This is a genomic window from Syntrophorhabdaceae bacterium, assembly GCA_036504895.1.
Lineage (GTDB): Bacteria > Desulfobacterota > Syntrophorhabdia > Syntrophorhabdales > Syntrophorhabdaceae > PNOM01.
This window is the reverse complement of the sequence record DASXUJ010000085.1, coordinates 1-17,721: the sequence shown is the minus strand read 5'-3', so window position 1 is coordinate 17,721 and position 17,721 is coordinate 1. Positions and strand designations below refer to the sequence as shown.

16 protein-coding genes are annotated in these 17,721 nt (G+C 55.1%); 9 read left to right on the top strand and 7 right to left on the bottom strand.

Going from position 1 to position 17,721, the window contains the following annotated elements; translation table 11 throughout:
• Window positions 1-159: 159 nt before the first annotated feature.
• A complete protein-coding gene (locus VGJ94_11890; GenBank protein HEY3277315.1) occupies window positions 160-927 on the bottom strand; it encodes a type 1 glutamine amidotransferase in 768 nt (255 codons plus the stop codon).
• 378 nt (window positions 928-1,305) lie between these two features.
• Here VGJ94_11890 and VGJ94_11885 point away from each other — a divergent pair, with 378 nt between their 5' ends.
• Both VGJ94_11885 and VGJ94_11880 read left to right on the top strand, forming a co-directional pair.
• Entirely contained in the window at window positions 1,306-2,673 is a 1,368-nt protein-coding gene (locus tag VGJ94_11885) for a DUF3300 domain-containing protein (GenBank protein HEY3277314.1), read from the top strand.
• Window positions 2,674-2,721: 48 nt separating this feature from the next.
• A complete protein-coding gene (locus VGJ94_11880) occupies window positions 2,722-3,690 on the top strand; it encodes a DUF2950 domain-containing protein (GenBank protein HEY3277313.1) in 969 nt (322 codons plus the stop codon).
• A 45-nt stretch (window positions 3,691-3,735) separates the two neighbouring features.
• Here VGJ94_11880 and VGJ94_11875 read toward each other — a convergent pair whose 3' ends face one another.
• From VGJ94_11875 to VGJ94_11850, 6 genes are all read right to left on the bottom strand, one after another.
• The gene (locus VGJ94_11875; protein HEY3277312.1) at window positions 3,736-4,218 is read right to left on the bottom strand and encodes a universal stress protein; all 483 of its coding nucleotides are present in this window, start codon (window positions 4,216-4,218) and stop codon (window positions 3,736-3,738) included.
• Window positions 4,219-4,452: 234 nt separating this feature from the next.
• Window positions 4,453-6,549, bottom strand: a complete 2,097-nt coding sequence (locus VGJ94_11870; protein HEY3277311.1) for a glutamine synthetase III — start codon at window positions 6,547-6,549, stop codon at window positions 4,453-4,455.
• Window positions 6,550-7,044: 495 nt separating this feature from the next.
• Entirely contained in the window at window positions 7,045-7,386 is a 342-nt protein-coding gene (locus VGJ94_11865; GenBank protein HEY3277310.1) for a P-II family nitrogen regulator, read from the bottom strand.
• A 328-nt stretch (window positions 7,387-7,714) separates the two neighbouring features.
• On the bottom strand, window positions 7,715-9,067 hold the full coding sequence (locus VGJ94_11860) for an ammonium transporter (GenBank protein ID HEY3277309.1): 1,353 nt from the start codon (window positions 9,065-9,067) through the stop codon (window positions 7,715-7,717).
• A gap of 408 nt (window positions 9,068-9,475) precedes the next feature.
• Window positions 9,476-9,817: a P-II family nitrogen regulator gene (locus VGJ94_11855; protein HEY3277308.1), complete on the bottom strand. Its 342-nt coding sequence runs from the start codon at window positions 9,815-9,817 to the stop codon at window positions 9,476-9,478.
• A 221-nt stretch (window positions 9,818-10,038) separates the two neighbouring features.
• Window positions 10,039-11,424 carry an ammonium transporter gene (locus tag VGJ94_11850; protein ID HEY3277307.1) on the bottom strand — a complete coding sequence of 462 codons (1,386 nt, stop codon included), beginning with the start codon at window positions 11,422-11,424 and terminating at the stop codon, window positions 10,039-10,041.
• Window positions 11,425-11,814: 390 nt separating this feature from the next.
• Here VGJ94_11850 and VGJ94_11845 point away from each other — a divergent pair, with 390 nt between their 5' ends.
• From VGJ94_11845 to VGJ94_11815, 7 genes are all read left to right on the top strand, one after another.
• Window positions 11,815-12,063 (top strand): hypothetical protein, encoded by a 249-nt coding sequence (locus tag VGJ94_11845; protein HEY3277306.1) that lies wholly within the window; start codon window positions 11,815-11,817, stop codon window positions 12,061-12,063.
• Window positions 12,064-12,317: 254 nt separating this feature from the next.
• On the top strand, window positions 12,318-12,842 hold the full coding sequence (locus VGJ94_11840; GenBank protein ID HEY3277305.1) for a TlpA disulfide reductase family protein: 525 nt from the start codon (window positions 12,318-12,320) through the stop codon (window positions 12,840-12,842).
• On the top strand, window positions 12,839-13,462 hold the full coding sequence (locus tag VGJ94_11835; GenBank protein ID HEY3277304.1) for a redoxin domain-containing protein: 624 nt from the start codon (window positions 12,839-12,841) through the stop codon (window positions 13,460-13,462). Before VGJ94_11840 ends, VGJ94_11835 begins: the two co-directional genes overlap by 4 nt.
• A gap of 51 nt (window positions 13,463-13,513) precedes the next feature.
• A complete protein-coding gene (locus VGJ94_11830) occupies window positions 13,514-14,536 on the top strand; it encodes a hypothetical protein (protein ID HEY3277303.1) in 1,023 nt (340 codons plus the stop codon).
• 159 nt (window positions 14,537-14,695) lie between these two features.
• Window positions 14,696-15,556 carry an NAD(+)/NADH kinase gene (locus VGJ94_11825; GenBank protein ID HEY3277302.1) on the top strand — a complete coding sequence of 287 codons (861 nt, stop codon included), beginning with the start codon at window positions 14,696-14,698 and terminating at the stop codon, window positions 15,554-15,556.
• A 3-nt stretch (window positions 15,557-15,559) separates the two neighbouring features.
• Window positions 15,560-17,179, top strand: a complete 1,620-nt coding sequence (gene recN / locus VGJ94_11820; GenBank protein ID HEY3277301.1) for a DNA repair protein RecN — start codon at window positions 15,560-15,562, stop codon at window positions 17,177-17,179.
• Window positions 17,157-17,621, top strand: coding sequence for an N-acetyltransferase (locus tag VGJ94_11815; GenBank protein ID HEY3277300.1), 465 nt, complete (start codon window positions 17,157-17,159; stop codon window positions 17,619-17,621). Before recN ends, VGJ94_11815 begins: the two co-directional genes overlap by 23 nt.
• Window positions 17,622-17,721: the final 100 nt, after the last annotated feature.

The following is a 17,721-nucleotide window of genomic DNA, read 5'->3' as shown; positions in this document are numbered from 1 at the left end:
GTCCCTTCCCGGACGCCTTCGTCTCTTCTGATCATGCACCCCGTTGTGCCGAATCGGCTATTATTGTAACAGCATATTATGACCTATGTCAATGATTTCGTTAACCATAAAAGTCCCCCGGTTGTTTGCCCCGCGTCAGGGCCGGCGTGGGGTATTTTTTTAACCGGCGAAGGACTCTTGTTTCTTCCCCAACTCATCCTCCGTAAATATGTCCATGATATTTCTCTTCCTCAGCGAGGACTCGATAAGGTCCTTAAAATTGGAGAGAAATTTACGGGCCTGGGCCTCGAATTCCCCATACCCCATGGCCCCGTCGCTCAGAATTTGTTGCCCCATGACCTTATCGGGCTCGTCCTTCAGCCATTCCTCGATCATCGCAGCGGTGACTTCAAGGTGGAACTGGAGGCCGTAGGCGTTCCGGCCGACCCTGAATGCCTGATTTCTGCAGATTCTTCCGTGGACCAGCAGAGTTCCTCCGTGGGGTATCTCGAAGGTGTCCTCGTGCCATTGAAACACATTCAGTGTGCGGGACAGCCCCTTGAACAGCTCGTCCTCCGTGCCCTCTTCGGTAAGGGAAAGCCTGTACCAGCCGATCTCCTTATGATTCGCCTTCCTCACTCTCGCCCCGCATGTCTTCGCGAGCAGCTGAGCTCCCAGACAGATGCCCAGAAGAGGGATTTCCGCGATAAGGCACTTCCGGATCACACGTTCTTCTTTCTCAAGAAAGGGATAAGGCGATGTTTCGTAGACATTCATGGGACCGCCCATGACAAAAACCGCCCCATATTCGTCGATCGAGTCCGGCAGCTCCTCCCCCTTCCCCAACTCGACAACGGCCACATCCCAGCCGTCCTCTCTGAAGAAGTCCTCAATAAGACCTCCCCCTTCTTTTTCTATGTGCTTGGTGATAAGTATCTTCCTCTTCATCTTCAACCTCCTTTGCCGCCCCATGTCCCTTAAAGGGACTATTTGTGCATCTATCGGGGATGACGCCCCGTGCCGAACATGTCCACCGGACTTCGGTTCAAAGCCCGGAACGGAAATAGCGGACCCACTCGTCGTTACTTATTTCCGCTCCTATATTCTTACAAGTTATGTGACCTTTGGACGTGGTAACCGCGCGGTCCCCACGTCGGCCCATGGCCGGTCGACCGGAAAGAAAGCCTTGACCGACCTCTCTTCGGAGGATTATGCTTTGGTATGATCGGAAACGGGAAAACATCGACCATCGACCACTCATCAATATCCTCCGCAGAAGGATGGACAATCCTGAAACAGGGCAATATTCTGTAAAGAGGAGAGACTATGACCCTAAAAATATGTGTCAGAACACTCGTGTGGCTCCTTGTGCTACTCATCGCGGTTCCCCAGGGGGTATTCTCTCAGCCTTCCGAGATTCCTCCTCCCCCACAGGGAGAAACATCTCCCCCGCCGCTTTTCAGGCAGGAAGAGCTCGATCAGATGCTCGCACCGATCGCACTCTATCCCGATTCGCTCCTCGTCCAGGTGTTTATGGCCGCTACCTATCCCATCGAGATTGTGGAGGCGAACCGCTGGCTCGGCGCCAACAGGCAGCTTCAGGGAGACGCCTTTGCAACCGCCCTGGACCAGCAGCCGTGGGACCCCAGCGTAAAGTCGCTGGCGAATTTCCCCTCCGTCCTGGCCATGATGGACCAGAGGCTGGACTGGACCCAAAGACTTGGTGATGCATTCCTGAGCCAGAAGGACCAGGTCATGGATACGGTGCAAAAACTAAGGGCCGCGGCGCAGGCACAGGGTACGCTCACCAACACGGCCCAACAGAGGGTGATCACCGAGGGGCCGGCCATCGTGATTGAACCCGTAGAGCCCCAGGTGGTGTACGTGCCTGTCTATGACCCCATGGTCGTCTACGGTCCGTGGTGGTATCCGGACTATCCCCCTTACCCGTACTACCCTGTCGGGGCCGTGATAGTGGGCGGTATCATCTCTTTCGGCATAGGGGTCGCCCTGGGGGCTGCCTGGGGATGGGCCTGGGGAGGCTTCGGATGGCGGCACCATCACGTTGGCCTGAACGTATATCAGAACGTGGGATTTAATCATCGCATAAACCGCAATGTCTACGTCAATCGCTATGGAGGCGGAGGACGTGGCGCGTGGCACCACGACGCGGTTCACAGGCGCGGAGTCGCATACAGAGACATGGGGACCGCTCAAAGATACGGTCAGGGACCGAGAGGCGTGCCGGGACATACCGCAGACTTCAGAGGACGTCCGTCCGCGCCGGGCAGACCCGGCGCTCCGGGTGTGAGCGGCCGTAACGCGCAGATCCAGAGTGAGCGGGGCCGTCAGAGCCGGGAAGCAGTGACTTCGCCGAGAACGGGCATGAGCCCCGGTCGTCCCTCGGGAACGGGACGGATGGGCCAACCCGGTCAGCCCGGCATGAGCCGTCCGCCGGCCGGTGCGGCAAGACCCGGAGGCCCGGGCATGAGCCGTCCGCCCGGCATGGGCGGAGGTGGCGGAGGTGCCGTCGGTCGTCCTCCAGGCGGAGGAGGAGGCGGCATGGGTCGTGCCCCCGGAGGCGGCGGAGGCGGCGGAAGACCCGCGGGTAGCGGAGGATCACCTGCCGGAGGCGGTGGAGGTCACAGCGGCGGAGGTCACGTCGGCGGCGGAGGCGGCGGGGGACACCGCTAAAAGATATTCAAAAGATTGGTCTCAAATAACGGTAGGAGGAATTGCCATATGATTCGTACGGTTCGACATGGAAATCGGGGACTCGCGCTCCTTGTCAGTTTCGCTTTTCTCTTCTCTTTTATCCTGGCCTTTTCCCTTCTTCATACTTCGGCCGCTTATGGGAAGGAAACAAAACAGAGACATTTCTCCTCTCCCGAGGAGGCGGTCAAGGCGATGGTGGAAGCCCTGAAGGCCCATGACCGGAAAACCCTTGTCGCCATATACGGCCGGGGAAATGCCGATCTCATCAATTCAGGCGACGAGGTGGACGACCGGCTCCAGCGCGAGCGGTTCCTGAAGGGATACGATGAAAAAAACCGTATAGAAAAAGTGGGCGACCGAAAGGCCCTGCTTTACGTAGGGAGTGAAGATTGGCCTTTCGCCATCCCCGTGGTGAAGAGAGGTAATTCATGGGTCTTCGACACCAGGGCCGGCCGCCGGGAGATGATCGACAGGAGGATAGGCCGCAACGAGCTTAACGTGATCCAGGTGTGCCTCGCCTACGTGGATGCCCAGAGGGAATTTGCCCTCAGGGACCTCGACCGGGACGGGCTTTTTGAATACGCCCAAAAGTTCCTGAGCGATCCGGGAAAAAAGGACGGACTCTACTGGGATGCAAAGGAAGGCGAAGAACCGAGCCCCCTCGGCCCCCTTATGGCAGCCGCGAGGGCCGAAGGCTACTCATCCCCGAAGCCGGGAGAGAAGAGCGTGCCCTACCACGGCTACTATTACAAAATACTGTTCGCCCAGGGGAAGAACGCATCGGGAGGGACCTTCAGTTACATACTCGATGGTAATATGCTCGGTGGATTTGCCATGGTGGCATATCCGGCAAGGTATGGCTCCTCGGGGATCATGACCTTTATGGTCAACCAGAATGGAGTGGTCTATCAGAAAAATCTCGGGAAAAATACGGGAAAGATCGCCACGAAGATCGAGAAATTCGACCCCGATAAGACGTGGCAGAAGATCGAATAAAGATTTAATTCTATAAGGGCGCGGGGGTGGTCTCCCGCGCCCTTTTTATTCCACCACGCAGACGGCGAGCCCGTGCGCCCTGTTGAGCAGGGCCGTCACTACGCTGCCCGCAAAGCCCCGCGCCTTGTGTGTCGCGGGTCGCCGCCCGATTACGACAGTCCCGTATCCCCCTGCCGTCGCCACTTCAAGAACAGCCTCGGCTACGTCCGTCACATCGCTCACCATTTTGGCTTCGACCTGCTCGTTGCCGATACCGTTTTCATTGAATATCCCGCGGGCCTTCCCGAAAAGGGGCAAAAGCACCGCTTTCTGATTTGCGAACCAGCGGTCGACTACCCTTTGTCTCTCTTCTTTCTCTGCCGTGCTCAATATATGCCCGTCATCCCAGAATTCCGGGGGTATATTGGGGAGCACGTAAAGGAGCGTTATTTTGACGTCTTTGAGCGCGAACCGGGTTGCCGCGTATGTCACCGCTCTGAGAGCGTGTTCCGAGCCGTCAAAGGCGATGAGGATATCTTTCTGGCCCATCTATTCCTCCGTAATCATGGATAATGAAAAGAATGTAATCAGTCCGGGGACGTTTCACAACCACCCTTACCGGGGTTCATGGCATCCTTTCCTGAAATGATTTGCTGCGGCCCCGAGAAACCGCCGTTAATGGGAACAAAAGGCCGCCCGATAAGGCGGGGGTTCATGAATCTCTTCCTTATCGGGCGGCCGTGGTGACTATTCTACTCTGCCCCTCAAGGGGCTTTGCGGCTATTACAGTTTAAACAGGAGGTCGGCGTAGGTCGGTACCGGCCACATGTCCTTCGGCACCATCAGCTCCATGGCATCCACGTCTGCCCTGAGGGTCTGCATGGCGGGGAATACCTTGTCGCGGTAAGCCTCGCCCTGCTTTGCCACGTCCCCGGTTGCCTGAGCCTTGGCGACGGCGCCTTCGAGCTTCGCCATGTTCTTGTAGGCCGATGAGAGCACGCCGTTGAGCTTCTTCAATATATCCGCCTGCACGGACGCGCTGACCGCCAGACTCTTGAAAGTGGCGATGGAATCTGCCAGAAAGGTGGCATATTCGAGGCCTGAGGGCAGGAACTGCCGCTTCGTCATGTCGATTGCCACCATGGCCTCGATATTGATCTGTTTTGAATAGGCATCCACATACACATCATAACGGGAATGGAGTTCCTTCGGGATAAAGACCTCATATTTTTCGAAAAGTTTAAGTGCCTTGGTGGTGACGAAGGCCTTGAGGGCATCCACGGAATTCCTCACATTGGGAAGCCCCCTCTTCTCGGCTTCGACTACCCAGGCGTCGGAATAGTTGTTGCCGTTGAAGATGATGCGGTTATGTTTCTTATAGATATCCCTGATGATAGCCGCTGCCTCGGCATTCTTGTCTTTTGCTTTTTCGAGGCGGGTGGCGATTTCATCGAAGGCCTCTGCCGCGATCGTGTTGAGCGCCACATTCGATCCCGCGACCGACTGGGCCGAGCCGACCATCCTGAATTCGAATTTATTACCTGTAAAGGCGAAAGGAGAGGTCCTGTTCCGGTCCGTATTGTCCTTGGGGATGGGGGGCAGCGTATCCACGCCCACCTTTACGAACTGGGCGTCTTTCGTGGTGATCTTTTCGCCTTTTGCGATTTTTTCCAGGATTCCCGTCAGCTCCTCGCCCATAAAAATGGAGATAATGGCGGGAGGCGCCTCATTTGCGCCGAGACGGTGATCGTTGCCCGCGGTTGCGCAGGTCGCCCTCAGGATGTCCGCGTGGAGATCGACGGCTTTGATGAGGCCGCTCACGAAAAGAAGGAACTGGACGTTCTCGCCGGGAGTGTTGCCGGGCTCGAGAAGATTGAGGCCGTCGTCGGTGGAAAGAGACCAGTTGTTATGCTTACCGGAGCCGTTAATGCCTGCATACGGTTTTTCATGGAGAAGGCACACGAGGTCATGGCGCAGCGCCACTTTCTGCATGGTCTCCATCACGAGCTGGTTGTGGTCCGTCGCAATGTTGGTGGTGCCGAAAATAGGGGCCATCTCATACTGGGCAGGGGCCACTTCGTTATGCTGGGTCTTCGAAGTAATACCCATCTTCCACAACTCCATATTGAGGTCGTTCATATAATCGGAGACCCTGTCCTTGATGGAGCCGAAATACTGGTCCTCGAGCTCCTGACCCTTAGGGGCGGGAGCGCCGAAGATGGTCCTTCCCGCAAGCATGAGATCGAGCCTGTCGAGGTAGAACTTCTTATCGACCAGAAAATATTCCTGCTCCGGGCCTACGGTAGCGGTGACCTTGGCGGAGGCCTTATTTCCGAGTGCCCTGAGAACGCGCAATGCCTGCTTGGAGACCGCCGTCATGGACCTCAGCAGAGGAGTCTTCTTGTCGAGGGCTTCGCCGTTATAAGAATAGAAGGCGGTGGGGATGGTGAAGGTCACATTGCCCGCTTCATCGGTCTTGAGAAATGCCGGCGACGTGCAGTCCCATGCGGTATATCCCCTGGCCTCGAAGGTGGCTCGCAGGCCGCCGCTCGGGAAGGAAGAGGCATCCGGCTCGCCCTGGATGAGCTGTTTTCCGGAAAACTCGAGGATTACACTGCCGTCCGGGGCAGGAGATATGAAAGAATCATGCTTTTCAGCAGTAATCCCTGTGAGGGGTTGGAACCAATGGGTGTAATGGGTGGCCCCCTTCTCGATAGCCCAATCTTTCATCGCATTCGCCACGACATCGGCGACTTCAGGCCTAAGAGGTATGTCCTTGTCGATCGTCTCTTTCAGCGCCTTATATATCTGCTTGGGCAGCCGCTCTTTCATCACCTTGTCATTAAATACATTAGAACCGAAGACTTCTGTAAGCTCCATACTTTCCTCCATGTGTGGAATATGTACCCCTATATCTTACCTCTCCCTTGAATGGGAAAGGATACAATACGGAACATTGATTCCTTTTTCGCGTACCCGGGACCATCCCTGAAAACCGAGGGACTGATGCCGGACCGCAAGGTCTTTCCTTTCAAGGCTTGGGGAACAAAAATCTTATCCTCTTTCACCTCGATAAAAATTAATTCGTACGAGTCATAAGACGTTGACTGCTTTGAACGGCGTCGTTCGATCTGCCTGAACAACCCTCTAAGGCCGGCGAGGGTCATGACGTTCACGCACTTCTTTGTGCGGGTTATGGTAAGTACCATACTACAAGTAAAAAAATCTTTCAATACGTTAACCGCCTTCCATTAACCAGTATATAGTCTATAGTCGAAACAAAGGTGTCTGTCGGGCGCTTTCCGCCACGTGGCCACTTCCATGAGTCAGTATGTCTTTTACTAACGACTATATACTATATACTAACGACTGCTTCTACCCGATTGCCTTCCGACCCCTTTCTTCCGTTCGGATCCGGACGCATTCGGCGAGTTCGAGGACGAATATCTTGCCGTCTCCCACTTCGCCCGTTTGTGCGCCTTTTACAATCGCTTCGATGGTAGTCTCCATGTAATCCTCGTTTACCGCGATCTCGAGACGGATTTTCCGGAGGAGGTTCCCCATCTCCCTTGCCCCTCTGTAAATTTCAGTCACACCCATCTGCCGACCATGACCCAGAACCTCGCTCACGGTCATGAGGTTTATATCCCGCTTATAAAGCTCCTGTTTTACCGCTTCAAGCCTGTCCGGTTTTATTATGGCAATGATCAGTTTCATTATTTTCCTCCTTGCACAATTTAATGGGGCTCGCGTCCACAATTATTGGGGCTCACGTCGCACTATCAATGGGGCTTGCGTCGCCCCCTCCACGGGCCAAGCCCGTGGAGCCTCCCCTTCTCGCTCGCTGTGCGAGCTACGGCACGTGGGACAAAATGTCTCTTCAGTCCTTTCACTCAACATTTCACACGCATCCTCGTTTTCCGATTACACGTTTTCCGATTTTCGCTTTTAACGCATTACACGCATCTCGTTTTCCCATTACACCTTTTCCGATTTCCTCTTTACACGCTTTACACGCTTCACCCACATCACCCGCCTTAACGCCTTACTCGAGCACTGTATAGGCATTCTCATGGTGCTGGGTGAGGTCGAGGCCTATTATTTCGTCTCTCTCGCCCACTCTTACCTTTAAGAACAGGTCGATTACTTTAAGTATAATGTAACTTCCGATAAAACTGTATCCCATGGTCACTGCCACGGCTATGAGCTGGATGAGAAGCTGCTTCGGGTTTCCGTAGAGCAGCCCGTCCGCTCCCGCGGGGTTGACCGCTTTCGAGGCGAAAATGCCTACCGCGAGAGTGCCGAGGATGCCGCCTACTCCATGGACGCCGAAGGCGTCAAGAGAATCGTCATATCCGAACTTCGGCTTTACGAGGGCCACGCAGACATAACAGACCACGCTCGCGGCGAATCCGATAAGCGCCGCCGCGGCGATTGTCACGAATCCCGATGCGGGTGTAATGGTGGCGAGTCCCGCGATCGATCCGGTGACCGTGCCGAATATGGTCGGCTTTTCGTTGAATACCCATTCGAGGCATGCCCAGGTGATCCCCGCGATTGCCGCGGCCGTGTGGGTCACGACAAGGGTGTGGACCGCAAGCCCGTTCGCGCCGAGGGCGCTTCCCGCGTTGAACCCGAACCAGCCGAACCAGAGGAGCGCGGTGCCGAGGACGGTAAAGGGCAGGTTATGGGGCGGGACCGGTCTGTTCATATACCCGTCCCGTTTTCCTATTACGAGGGCAGCCACCAGGGCCGCCATGCCCGCGTTGATATGCACCACCGTTCCACCCGCGAAATCGAGGGCGCCCATCTCCCTGAGCCATCCCCCCACGCCCCACATCCAATGGCAGATTGGGTCGTAGATAAAGGTCGCCCAGAGGATGCTGAAGATCACGAAGGCCGCGAACCTCATCCTCTCCGCAAAGGCGCCGATGATAAGGGCCGGTGTGATTATGGCAAACATGGCCTGAAACATCATGAAGGCTTCGTGGGGAATGGTGGGGGCATACTCTTTAAACGGCATGGAGCCGACCCCGCTCAGACCCATCCACTGAAGGCCGCCCCAGAAACCTTTCGCGGGCGCAAAGGAGAGACTGTACCCGAAGAGGATCCACTGCGCCGTAATCAGGCCCAGGGCAATAAAGCATTGCATCAGGACCCCGAGCACGTTCTTGCGCCGCACCATACCCCCATAAAAAAATGCGAGCCCAGGCGTCATGAGCATCACCAGAGCTATGGATACGAGCATCCAGGCAGTATCCCCCGTATCGATAGGGGATGACGCCGCACCCGCCGCCACTGTCTGCATAGGGGGCACTACTTCCGAATTCTGAGCGAGCGAGACCCCTGCGATCAGGAGACCCATCACCAGCACCAACACAAATACGACCTTCCTCACCAAGTCACCTCCGGGTAATTTTGTGGAGGATAAAAGTGTGGTCCCCTCGCCTCTACGGCACAGGATCGCCTCATGATGAGCGGCACACCCTTATCTCCGGGGCTGAATGTTCAGCCCCCCAGTCTATAATCTCTTTGACTGATTTGAACTACGCTGTTGAGTTTCCCTCGGGGTCGATGAGGGTAAGTTACGGTCGCCACGTCTGCGTGAGACCTTGGTAGGTACGAGTAACAATTATCGCTTTTTGTTAACCCAAAAAGTGATAATTAGTCTCTAGTATCTAGTATCTAGTCGTTAGTGAACAGAAATGGCTGCCGGACGCTTTTCAGCGCCGGCAGCCATCCTCATTGAGTTCACTACGGCTTTTCTCTTTTACTAGCGACTAGAGACTAGCGACTAGCGACTGCTTCATCCTATCGCCTTTCCTCCCCGCTCCTGGGTTCGGATTCGGACGCAGTCGGCGAGGTCGAGGACGAAGATTTTGCCGTCTCCTACCTCTCCGGTTTGGGCTCCTTTTACGATGGCCGCGATCGTGGGCTCCAGGAAGTTGTCGTTCACGGCAATTTCGAGACGGATCTTCCTGAGGAGGTTGCCCATTTCCCGGGCGCCCCTGTAGACTTCGGTCACCCCCATCTGCCTGCCGTGGCCGAGTACTTCGTTTACGGTGATGAGGTTTATATCAGCCTTGTATAATTCCTGTTTTACCGCTTCCAGCCTATCCGGTTTTATAATGGCTATGATAAGTTTCATTATTTTCCTCCTTTTGCAGTCAATTATTGGGGCTCGCGTCGCCCCCCGCTTAAAGCGCCTACTGTTGGTCCACGGGCCAAGCCCGTGGAGCCTCCCCTTCTCGCTCGCCGTGCGAGCTACAACTTCAAAGGGCTTTTAGGTTTTTTCGCATTTCCCCGTTTTCCGATTACACGTTTTCCGATTTCTCTTCTAACGCCTTCCCGTTTTACACGCATCACACGTTACTCCAACACCGTATACGCATTCTCGTGGTGCTGGCTCAGGTCGAGGCCCAGGGTTTCGTCTTTTTCCGTTACCCTCACTTTCATGACCATGTCGACTACTTTATAAATGAGGTAGCTCACGACGAAGCTGTATGCCACGGTCACGAGGACCGCCACGAGCTGGACCACGAATTGCTTCGGGTTACCGAAGAAGAGGCCGTTCGCTCCATCCGGGTTTATGGCCTTGGAGGCAAAGAGTCCCGTGGCGAGGGCTCCCCATATCCCGCCCACGCAGTGGACGCCGAAGACGTCGAGGGCGTCGTCGTACCCGAATTTCGGTTTGATCCAGGCTACGGCGAAGAAACAGAAGATGCTCACCAGTGCGCCGATCATGAGTGCCGAAAGGGCGCTCACGTATCCTGCCGCGGGAGTGATCGCCACAAGACCCGCCACCGCGCCGGTAGCAGTGCCGAGCATGGTAGGCTTTTCATTGAAGATCCAGTCTATAATCGCCCATGTGAGGCCTGCTGCCGCTGCCGCCGTATTGGTGACGACGAATGCGTTTACCGAGAGTCCGTTGGCCGCCAGGGCGCTTCCCGCGTTAAAGCCGAACCAGCCGAACCAGAGTAGCGCGGTGCCGAGGACGGTAAAGGGGAGGTTATGGGGCAAAATCGCCTTGTGGTTCGAGCCTTTCCTTTTTTTGATGAAGATGGCGGTCATGAGGGCCGCGATACCTGCGTTGATATGGACTACCGTGCCGCCTGCAAAGTCGAGGGCGCCCATCTCCCTGAGCCAGCCTCCCACGCCCCAGACCCAATGGCAGACAGGGTCATAGACGAAGGTGGCCCAGAGGATCATGATGACCACGAAGGCGGAGAACTTCATTCTCTCGGCAAAGGCGCCGATGATAAGGGCAGGGGTGATTATGGCGAACATGGCCTGAAAGATCATGAATGCCTGGTGAGGGATAGTGGCCGCATAATCCTTATACGGCTCGAGCCCCACCCCCGAGAGCCCGGCCCAGGCAAAACCTCCCCAGAAACCCTTTTCAGGGCCGAAGGCGAGGCTATAGCCATAGAGTACCCACTGGACGCTCACGATACAGAGGAGGATCATACACTGCATGAGGATACCGAGTACATTCTTTCGACCCACCATTCCTCCGTAAAAGAATGCGAGACCCGGGGTCATGAGCATGACGAGGGCGGAGCATATGAGCACCCATGCCGTGTCGCCCGAGTCGATTTTCAGCGCCGCCGGAGCGGGCGCTGTTGCCTGGGGCGCGGGAGCCGCTGCCCCTGCCTGTACCGCCGGGATCTGGGGCGCCGACCGTTCTTCCGCACTGAGAATCCCCGCACATCCGATACACAAAAGAACCAAGAGAAGAGCAGTAAGTCGTTTCATTGAATACCTCCTGTTTTTAAATAAAAAGAAGGCGTCTTTTCACCAACTCTGGATAAAGACGCCTCCGTCTCGACATCACAAAAAAAGCGCTCGAGTACCGCACGCGGGTACCGGAACGCCGTTGTTGCATGCACATCAGTGTGCCCTCTACTGCCTTACCTGTGTACAAGTAAAAGAAAGACCTTCCTGGTAACCCGTATATTTTCCGGGGCAAAAGAGGTGCTCCTCCCGCCCTTTCGCGGCTCCGGTGCTTAAAGGGATAGAGCGCCCGATGAGAAGGCCTGATTTTCGAATGCCAAAAGTATTAAGTATTAGCACCGCGCCGCGATAAACTCATAACAGGGAAAGCACTCGGAGCTATCGTCAGGGTGAGAGGAAACGACAATTGGGATGAAAACTGAAGACCGACGCATCATATTCATGCTTGACGAAGATAATGTAATCTGCGAGGTATCACTCGACGTGTATGAGCCGGGGGATATAAAGGAGACAAAAGAGCGGCTCGCTCAAGAGATGAACTGCACCCCTCAGGAGATTCAGATCAGGATAATGGGCGTGAAGGGAGGAAAAGCGAGCAAAGGCTCAGCCCTCCATTACCAGCTCCTCGATATCAATACTATCAGAAACTACAATAAATAACGGGAGTTTTGCATTCCCCCCGCTATAATTCACGCTAATCCCCATGTCGATAGATCGCGGTTGACCGTCAGGAGCGCAATGCTTAAGATACTATACTGATAATATACAGGCTTCGCGTCCCTTAAGGGCAACCAAGGCAGCACCCCGGAGGCTCCATGACTGGCTTTACACGAAAAGCAGGTATTCTTTTTTGCATTTTTTCGGCACTCCTCTTGATTCTGTGTGCAGCCCCCCGGGCGGATTCCGCCGGTCCGTTGATAAAAACAGCGAAACCGGCGCCTCCAAACAACTCTTTCCCCCTTTTTAAGCTTCCCGTGCCTTTGAACGAGCAGGAAAGAAGCTATCTCGGCCTCTCCGGCTCAGGGCAGTTCCGGGTGGGGCACATTAAACCGGGTATAGTGATCATCGAGGTTTTCAGCTTCTACTGCCCCTTTTGCCAGCAAGCGGCACCGGGGGTGGAGCAGGTATACCGGAAGATAGAGGCAAGGCCGGACCTGAAGGCGAGGGTTACCATGATCGGCATCGGCATGGGCGACGGCGCGTATGAAGTCAGGACCTTCAAAGAAAAGTTCCGTGTCCCCTTCCCCCTCTTTTCCGATGAGGATATGGGTATTGCAAGGCTTCTGAAGGTGAAGGGCACACCCACTTTTATCGGAGTGAAGGTCGACGGCAAAGGCTCCGAGGAGATCTTCTATTTCGAAGCAGGGGCGTTTGACAGCCCGGCCCGTTTCCTGGCGGATATTATCGAGGCATCCGATCTCAAAGGAGGGCAAAAATGAGAGAGACCCGATTCATCGCCTTCTTCCTGGGCGTGGCTTTTCTCGTATTGCCCCTGGTCGCCACGGCGGGCAGCCAGTGCATGGACCTCAATGATTACGTCTATGATCTGGGTACGCAAAAACCAAAAGAGAGCACCCCTGTCCTGAAGGTGGGCCAGGAGGCCCCTGAATTCATCCTCCCCGCCGTGGGCGGAGGCACTATCTCTCTGCTCCAGTACAAGGGAAAGAAAAACGTGGTCATCTCCTTCGTCCCGGCGGCCTGGACCCCCGTCTGCTCCGCCCAGTGGCCCGGATACAACCTCATGGAGGATGTGTTCGATAAGAACGAGGCCACTTTAATCGGCATTACGGTAGATAACATCCCCACCCTCTATGCCTGGACAAAACTGATGTCCAAAGAGGGGAGACTATGGTTCCCGGTACTCTCCGACTTCTACCCTCATGGTCAGGTGGCGCTGAAATACGGCGTCCTCCGGGACAACGGCACCAGCGAGCGTGCCATATTCATAATAGACAAGAAAGGCATCATCCGCTATATCGATATCCACAACATAAACAAGAGACCACCCTTGGAAGACCTGATCGAGGCGCTGGAAAAGGTGCACAAGGGCGCTCGCTAAGAACAGCCGATGCCATTGACTTTACCTCCCCCCATCTGGTACTGATCTTAAATGTTCCACCACCTCAGCTTCTCCGGCGACCTGGCCACTACCGCCATGGGGATCATGCCCCATGAGGATCCGGAAGAGGCGCTCAGGCTCGCCTTCACCATGGATATCCCTTTCTGGCCCCAGCTTCCCCGGGTGTCCTTTCGCGAGGATATGTACGTGCAGGCCCTGGAGGGCTTTCCGGGACTTGTGATGGATGAGGCCGCGGGCCGGCTTTATGTGGACGGGGACGCTTTTATTGACGCCATACCGGAATATCTGGAAAAGGAGGACGACCCGGAGTTCCTTGCCCTGTCCGACCCGTACTCCCTTGTCTACAGGAAATTTCTCGAGACCGATCTGTCCTCATATCGCTCCATTCGGGGTCAGATTATAAGCCCCGTAAGCCTCGCATTGAAAATCACGGACCAGAAGGGCATGCCCATCGTCTATAACGATGAGATGCGCGGCGTCGCCTTTTCCTTTATCAGGAACAAGGCGAACGTGCAGTACAGGGAGTTGGCGGGGAAAAACCCCCATGCCTTCGTCTGGATCGACGATCCCGGGCTCGAATTCATATTCAGCGCTATGTGTGGATACGATAATCTCAAAGCGCGCCGGGAGCTGACGGAATTCTTCGACGCCATCGAAGGGCCGCGGGGACTCCACCTTTGCGGCCGGCCCGATTGGGACTTTCTCCTTGCCCTCAACATAGAGGTCCTCTCTTTCAATGCCTATGCCTTCGGAGACGTGTTCGTGACCTATGACCGGGTAATTGATTTCATGAAGAGAGGAGGCATCATAAGCTGGGGCATCGTGCCCACCTGGCACGAAGAGCTATGTCTGGAAAGCGTGGACAGCCTGGCAGAAAGGCTTCGAAAAATGTGGCTCCTTCTGGAGGAAAAAGGCCTCGACAGGGCAACGATCGAAGGCCAATCGATCCTCGCCCCCGCCACCTGCAACCTCCTCAACGCGGATAAGAGCACGACCGTGGAAAATGCCTTTAAACTGCTCACGGAACTGTCGCGACGTCTGAAAGAAAAATAGGGTTTCTTTTCATAACCTTCACCCCTTTCCCCCGTATTGGTTTGACTTTATGCCCCCTGATCTGTTAATGATTCTATATGGTTTACCAGTGAGAATCGAGGGGCCCGACAGGCCCCGCCGGGGGTTATAAAATCGAGGGGCAGTCCGGAAGAAAAGGTGATGGAAAAGAAGACCACGATCCATATCGTCTGCAAGCGGCGTAACGAAGATGCGATAAAAATGGCCTCCGAGATTATCGGGACCTTTGGCACGGAGAACGACATCGTCCTTGACGAAGAATCCGCCCGGGCCATCGGTTATGACAAACAGATCGAGCGGGAGCATGTCGGCGAAGGGGCATCCTATATAATGGTCCTGGGGGGAGACGGCACCCTCCTCTCCGTGTCGCGCAGCCTCAAGGGAAAGAACGTCCCCATCCTCGGCGTGAATCTCGGAAGCCTCGGGTATCTCACGGAGATACGCTCCGACGAGCTGCCCTTCATGATCGCGCGTGTCGCGAAAGGCGAATATAAAATGTCGAGAAGGATCATGCTCGACGTGAGCGTCAGGCGGGGGGGCAACGAGGTTTTCGAGCTGTCCGTGCTCAATGACGCGGTCATCACCAAGGATGCCATTGCCCGAATTATCGATATAGAGACCTATGTGGACGGCGAGTACCTCACCACCTATAAGGCGGACGGCCTCATCCTCTCCACGGCCACCGGCTCGACGGGTTATTCCCTGGCAGCGGGAGGACCCATACTCTACCCGTCTCTGGAGAATATCATTATCACCCCCATATCGCCCCATATGCTCACGAACCGGCCCATTATTTTGCCTAAGGATGTGGTGATCAAGGCCGCGCTGAAATCGAAGGACGAGCGGGTAGTGCTCACTCTCGACGGCCAGATCGGATTCCCCCTCGAATATGGGGATGATGTGATCATCAAGGAATCGCGCCATTCGGTAAAGCTCATAAAATCCTCTTCAAAGGGTTATTTCGAGATCCTGAGAACGAAGCTCAAGTGGGGGGAAAGGTAGAGAATGCTCACTTACCTCCGGGTAAAGGACTTTGCGATCATCGATGAGCTGGGCATAGAATTCGGAGAAGGGCTTAATGTAATCACCGGCGAGACCGGGGCGGGAAAATCGATCATCATAAACGCCCTCTCTACCCTCACCAATCCCAAAAACCCCTCCGATATGGTAAGGAGCAACACCGCCCAGGCCGAAGTCTCGGCCCATTTTTTCGCAGGCAGGGAAGAATATATCGTCAAGAGGATCATCAGCCGGGCCGGCAGGTCCAGGGGTTTTCTCAACGACGAGCCCGTCACCCTGGGCAGGCTCGAGGAGATGGCCGGACGGCTCGTCAATATCTACGGCCAGAATGAATTTCAGCACCTCCTCGATAAGGAGAGCTATATCGCCATTATCGACACCATGCTCGGCCTCACGTCCGAGCGGGAAAGGCTTTCGGAAAAAGTGACTCTCCTGAAGCGCCTCAAGGCCGAGCTCGAGGTGAAGAAAGGAGAAAGGTCGGGGCGGGAGAAGGAGATATACCTTCTTGAATTCCAGATCGATGAGATTGAAAAAGCGGGGATACGAGAAGGCGAGGAGGAGGAGATCCGGGAGCGCCTCAAACTCCTCAAGGATGGGGAAAAAATAACGAGCGCCCTCGAAACGATTTCCGATAATTTTTACGAAAGCGACCAATCGATACAGGTGACATTGAAGACTCTTATGGGGCTTCTCAAGCCTTTTTCCGCGATTGAGGACGTGAATAAGCTGAAGGACCGCATGGAGTCCCTCTCCTTCGAGGTGGAGGACATCATGTCTGACGTGAAGAGACTGGAGAAAACCGCGGCCTTCGACCCCAGGGAGCTCGAAACCCTGGAAGCACGGATTTCCCAGATATTCCAGTTAAAAAACAAATACGGAAAGACTTATGACGAGATAATGAGTTTCGAGGATTCGGCGCGTCGAAGGCTCGCCTACCTCTCCACCTTGTCGGAAAATATCGCCGACCTTAGCAAGGAGAAGGAACGGCTGGAAAAGGAAGTGACGGACCTTGCCCGTACCATCTCGGACAGGCGGGCCAGGGGAGTGCCGCCCATCGAGGAGGCGATTGTCCGCGAGCTGGGCCTCCTTTCCATTAAAGATGCCCTTTTCCGCATCGCCCTATCCGATAAAGGCAATATTGACGAGGAAGGTTCGGATGAGATAGAACTACTGATCAGCACCAACCCCGGCGAACCCTTGAAACCCTTACGAAGAGTCGCTTCAGGGGGAGAGCTTTCGCGGATCATGCTCGCCATGAAGAGGGTGATCGGCGGGGAAAAGGAGAAGGTGCTGATTTTCGATGAGGTGGATGCGGGAATCGGAGGCCGGGTGGCCGATATGGTCGGGAAACGGCTCCGGAGCCTCGCGAAAGAGCATCAGGTCATATGCATCACCCACCTTCCCCAGATCGCCGCCTATGGCGAGCACCATTACCTGGTGGAGAAAAGCCATCAGGGGAACGGCACCAAAACGGGTATCCGAAGGCTCTCGAAGGAAGAGAGGGTCCCGGAGATTGCACGCATGATGGGCGGGGCCAGCGTGACGGAGAAAGCCCTTCAAAGGGCGGAGGAGATGTTGTGCAATGCTGAGAAAGGCGTCGCTTAAAGATATAAAAAAGATCCATGCCCTTATAAACCGGTCCGCAACGACCGGAGAGATGCTGCCCAGGTCGCTCGGTGAGCTCTACGACAACATGAGGGATTATATTGTATATATTGAGGACGGGACCCTCCTCGGGACCTCCGCCCTCCATATCTGCTGGGAGGACCTGGCGGAGATCAGGTCGCTGTGCGTGGTCGAAGGCGCACGAATGAAAGGCATCGGGAGGAAGCTCGTGGAAGCCTGCATCGAAGAGGCAAAATCATTCTCTATAAAGAGGATCTTCCTTCTCACCTATCAGGAAGAATTCTTTAAGAGGTGCGGCTTTCATAGCGCCGATAAGAAAGAGCTCCCCCAGAAGATCTGGTCCGATTGCATCAGGTGTCCCAAATTTCCCGAGTGCGATGAGCTCGCCATGATCATGACTATCAAGGAAAGGTTGCCGTGAAATCCTCGCTCTCCTTTAGCCCGGGGAAAGAAAAGAGAAAGGCCTCACGAGCCGGTTATCGGGAAAGTCGATAACAAAGGGGTTTTTATGGAAATCGAAA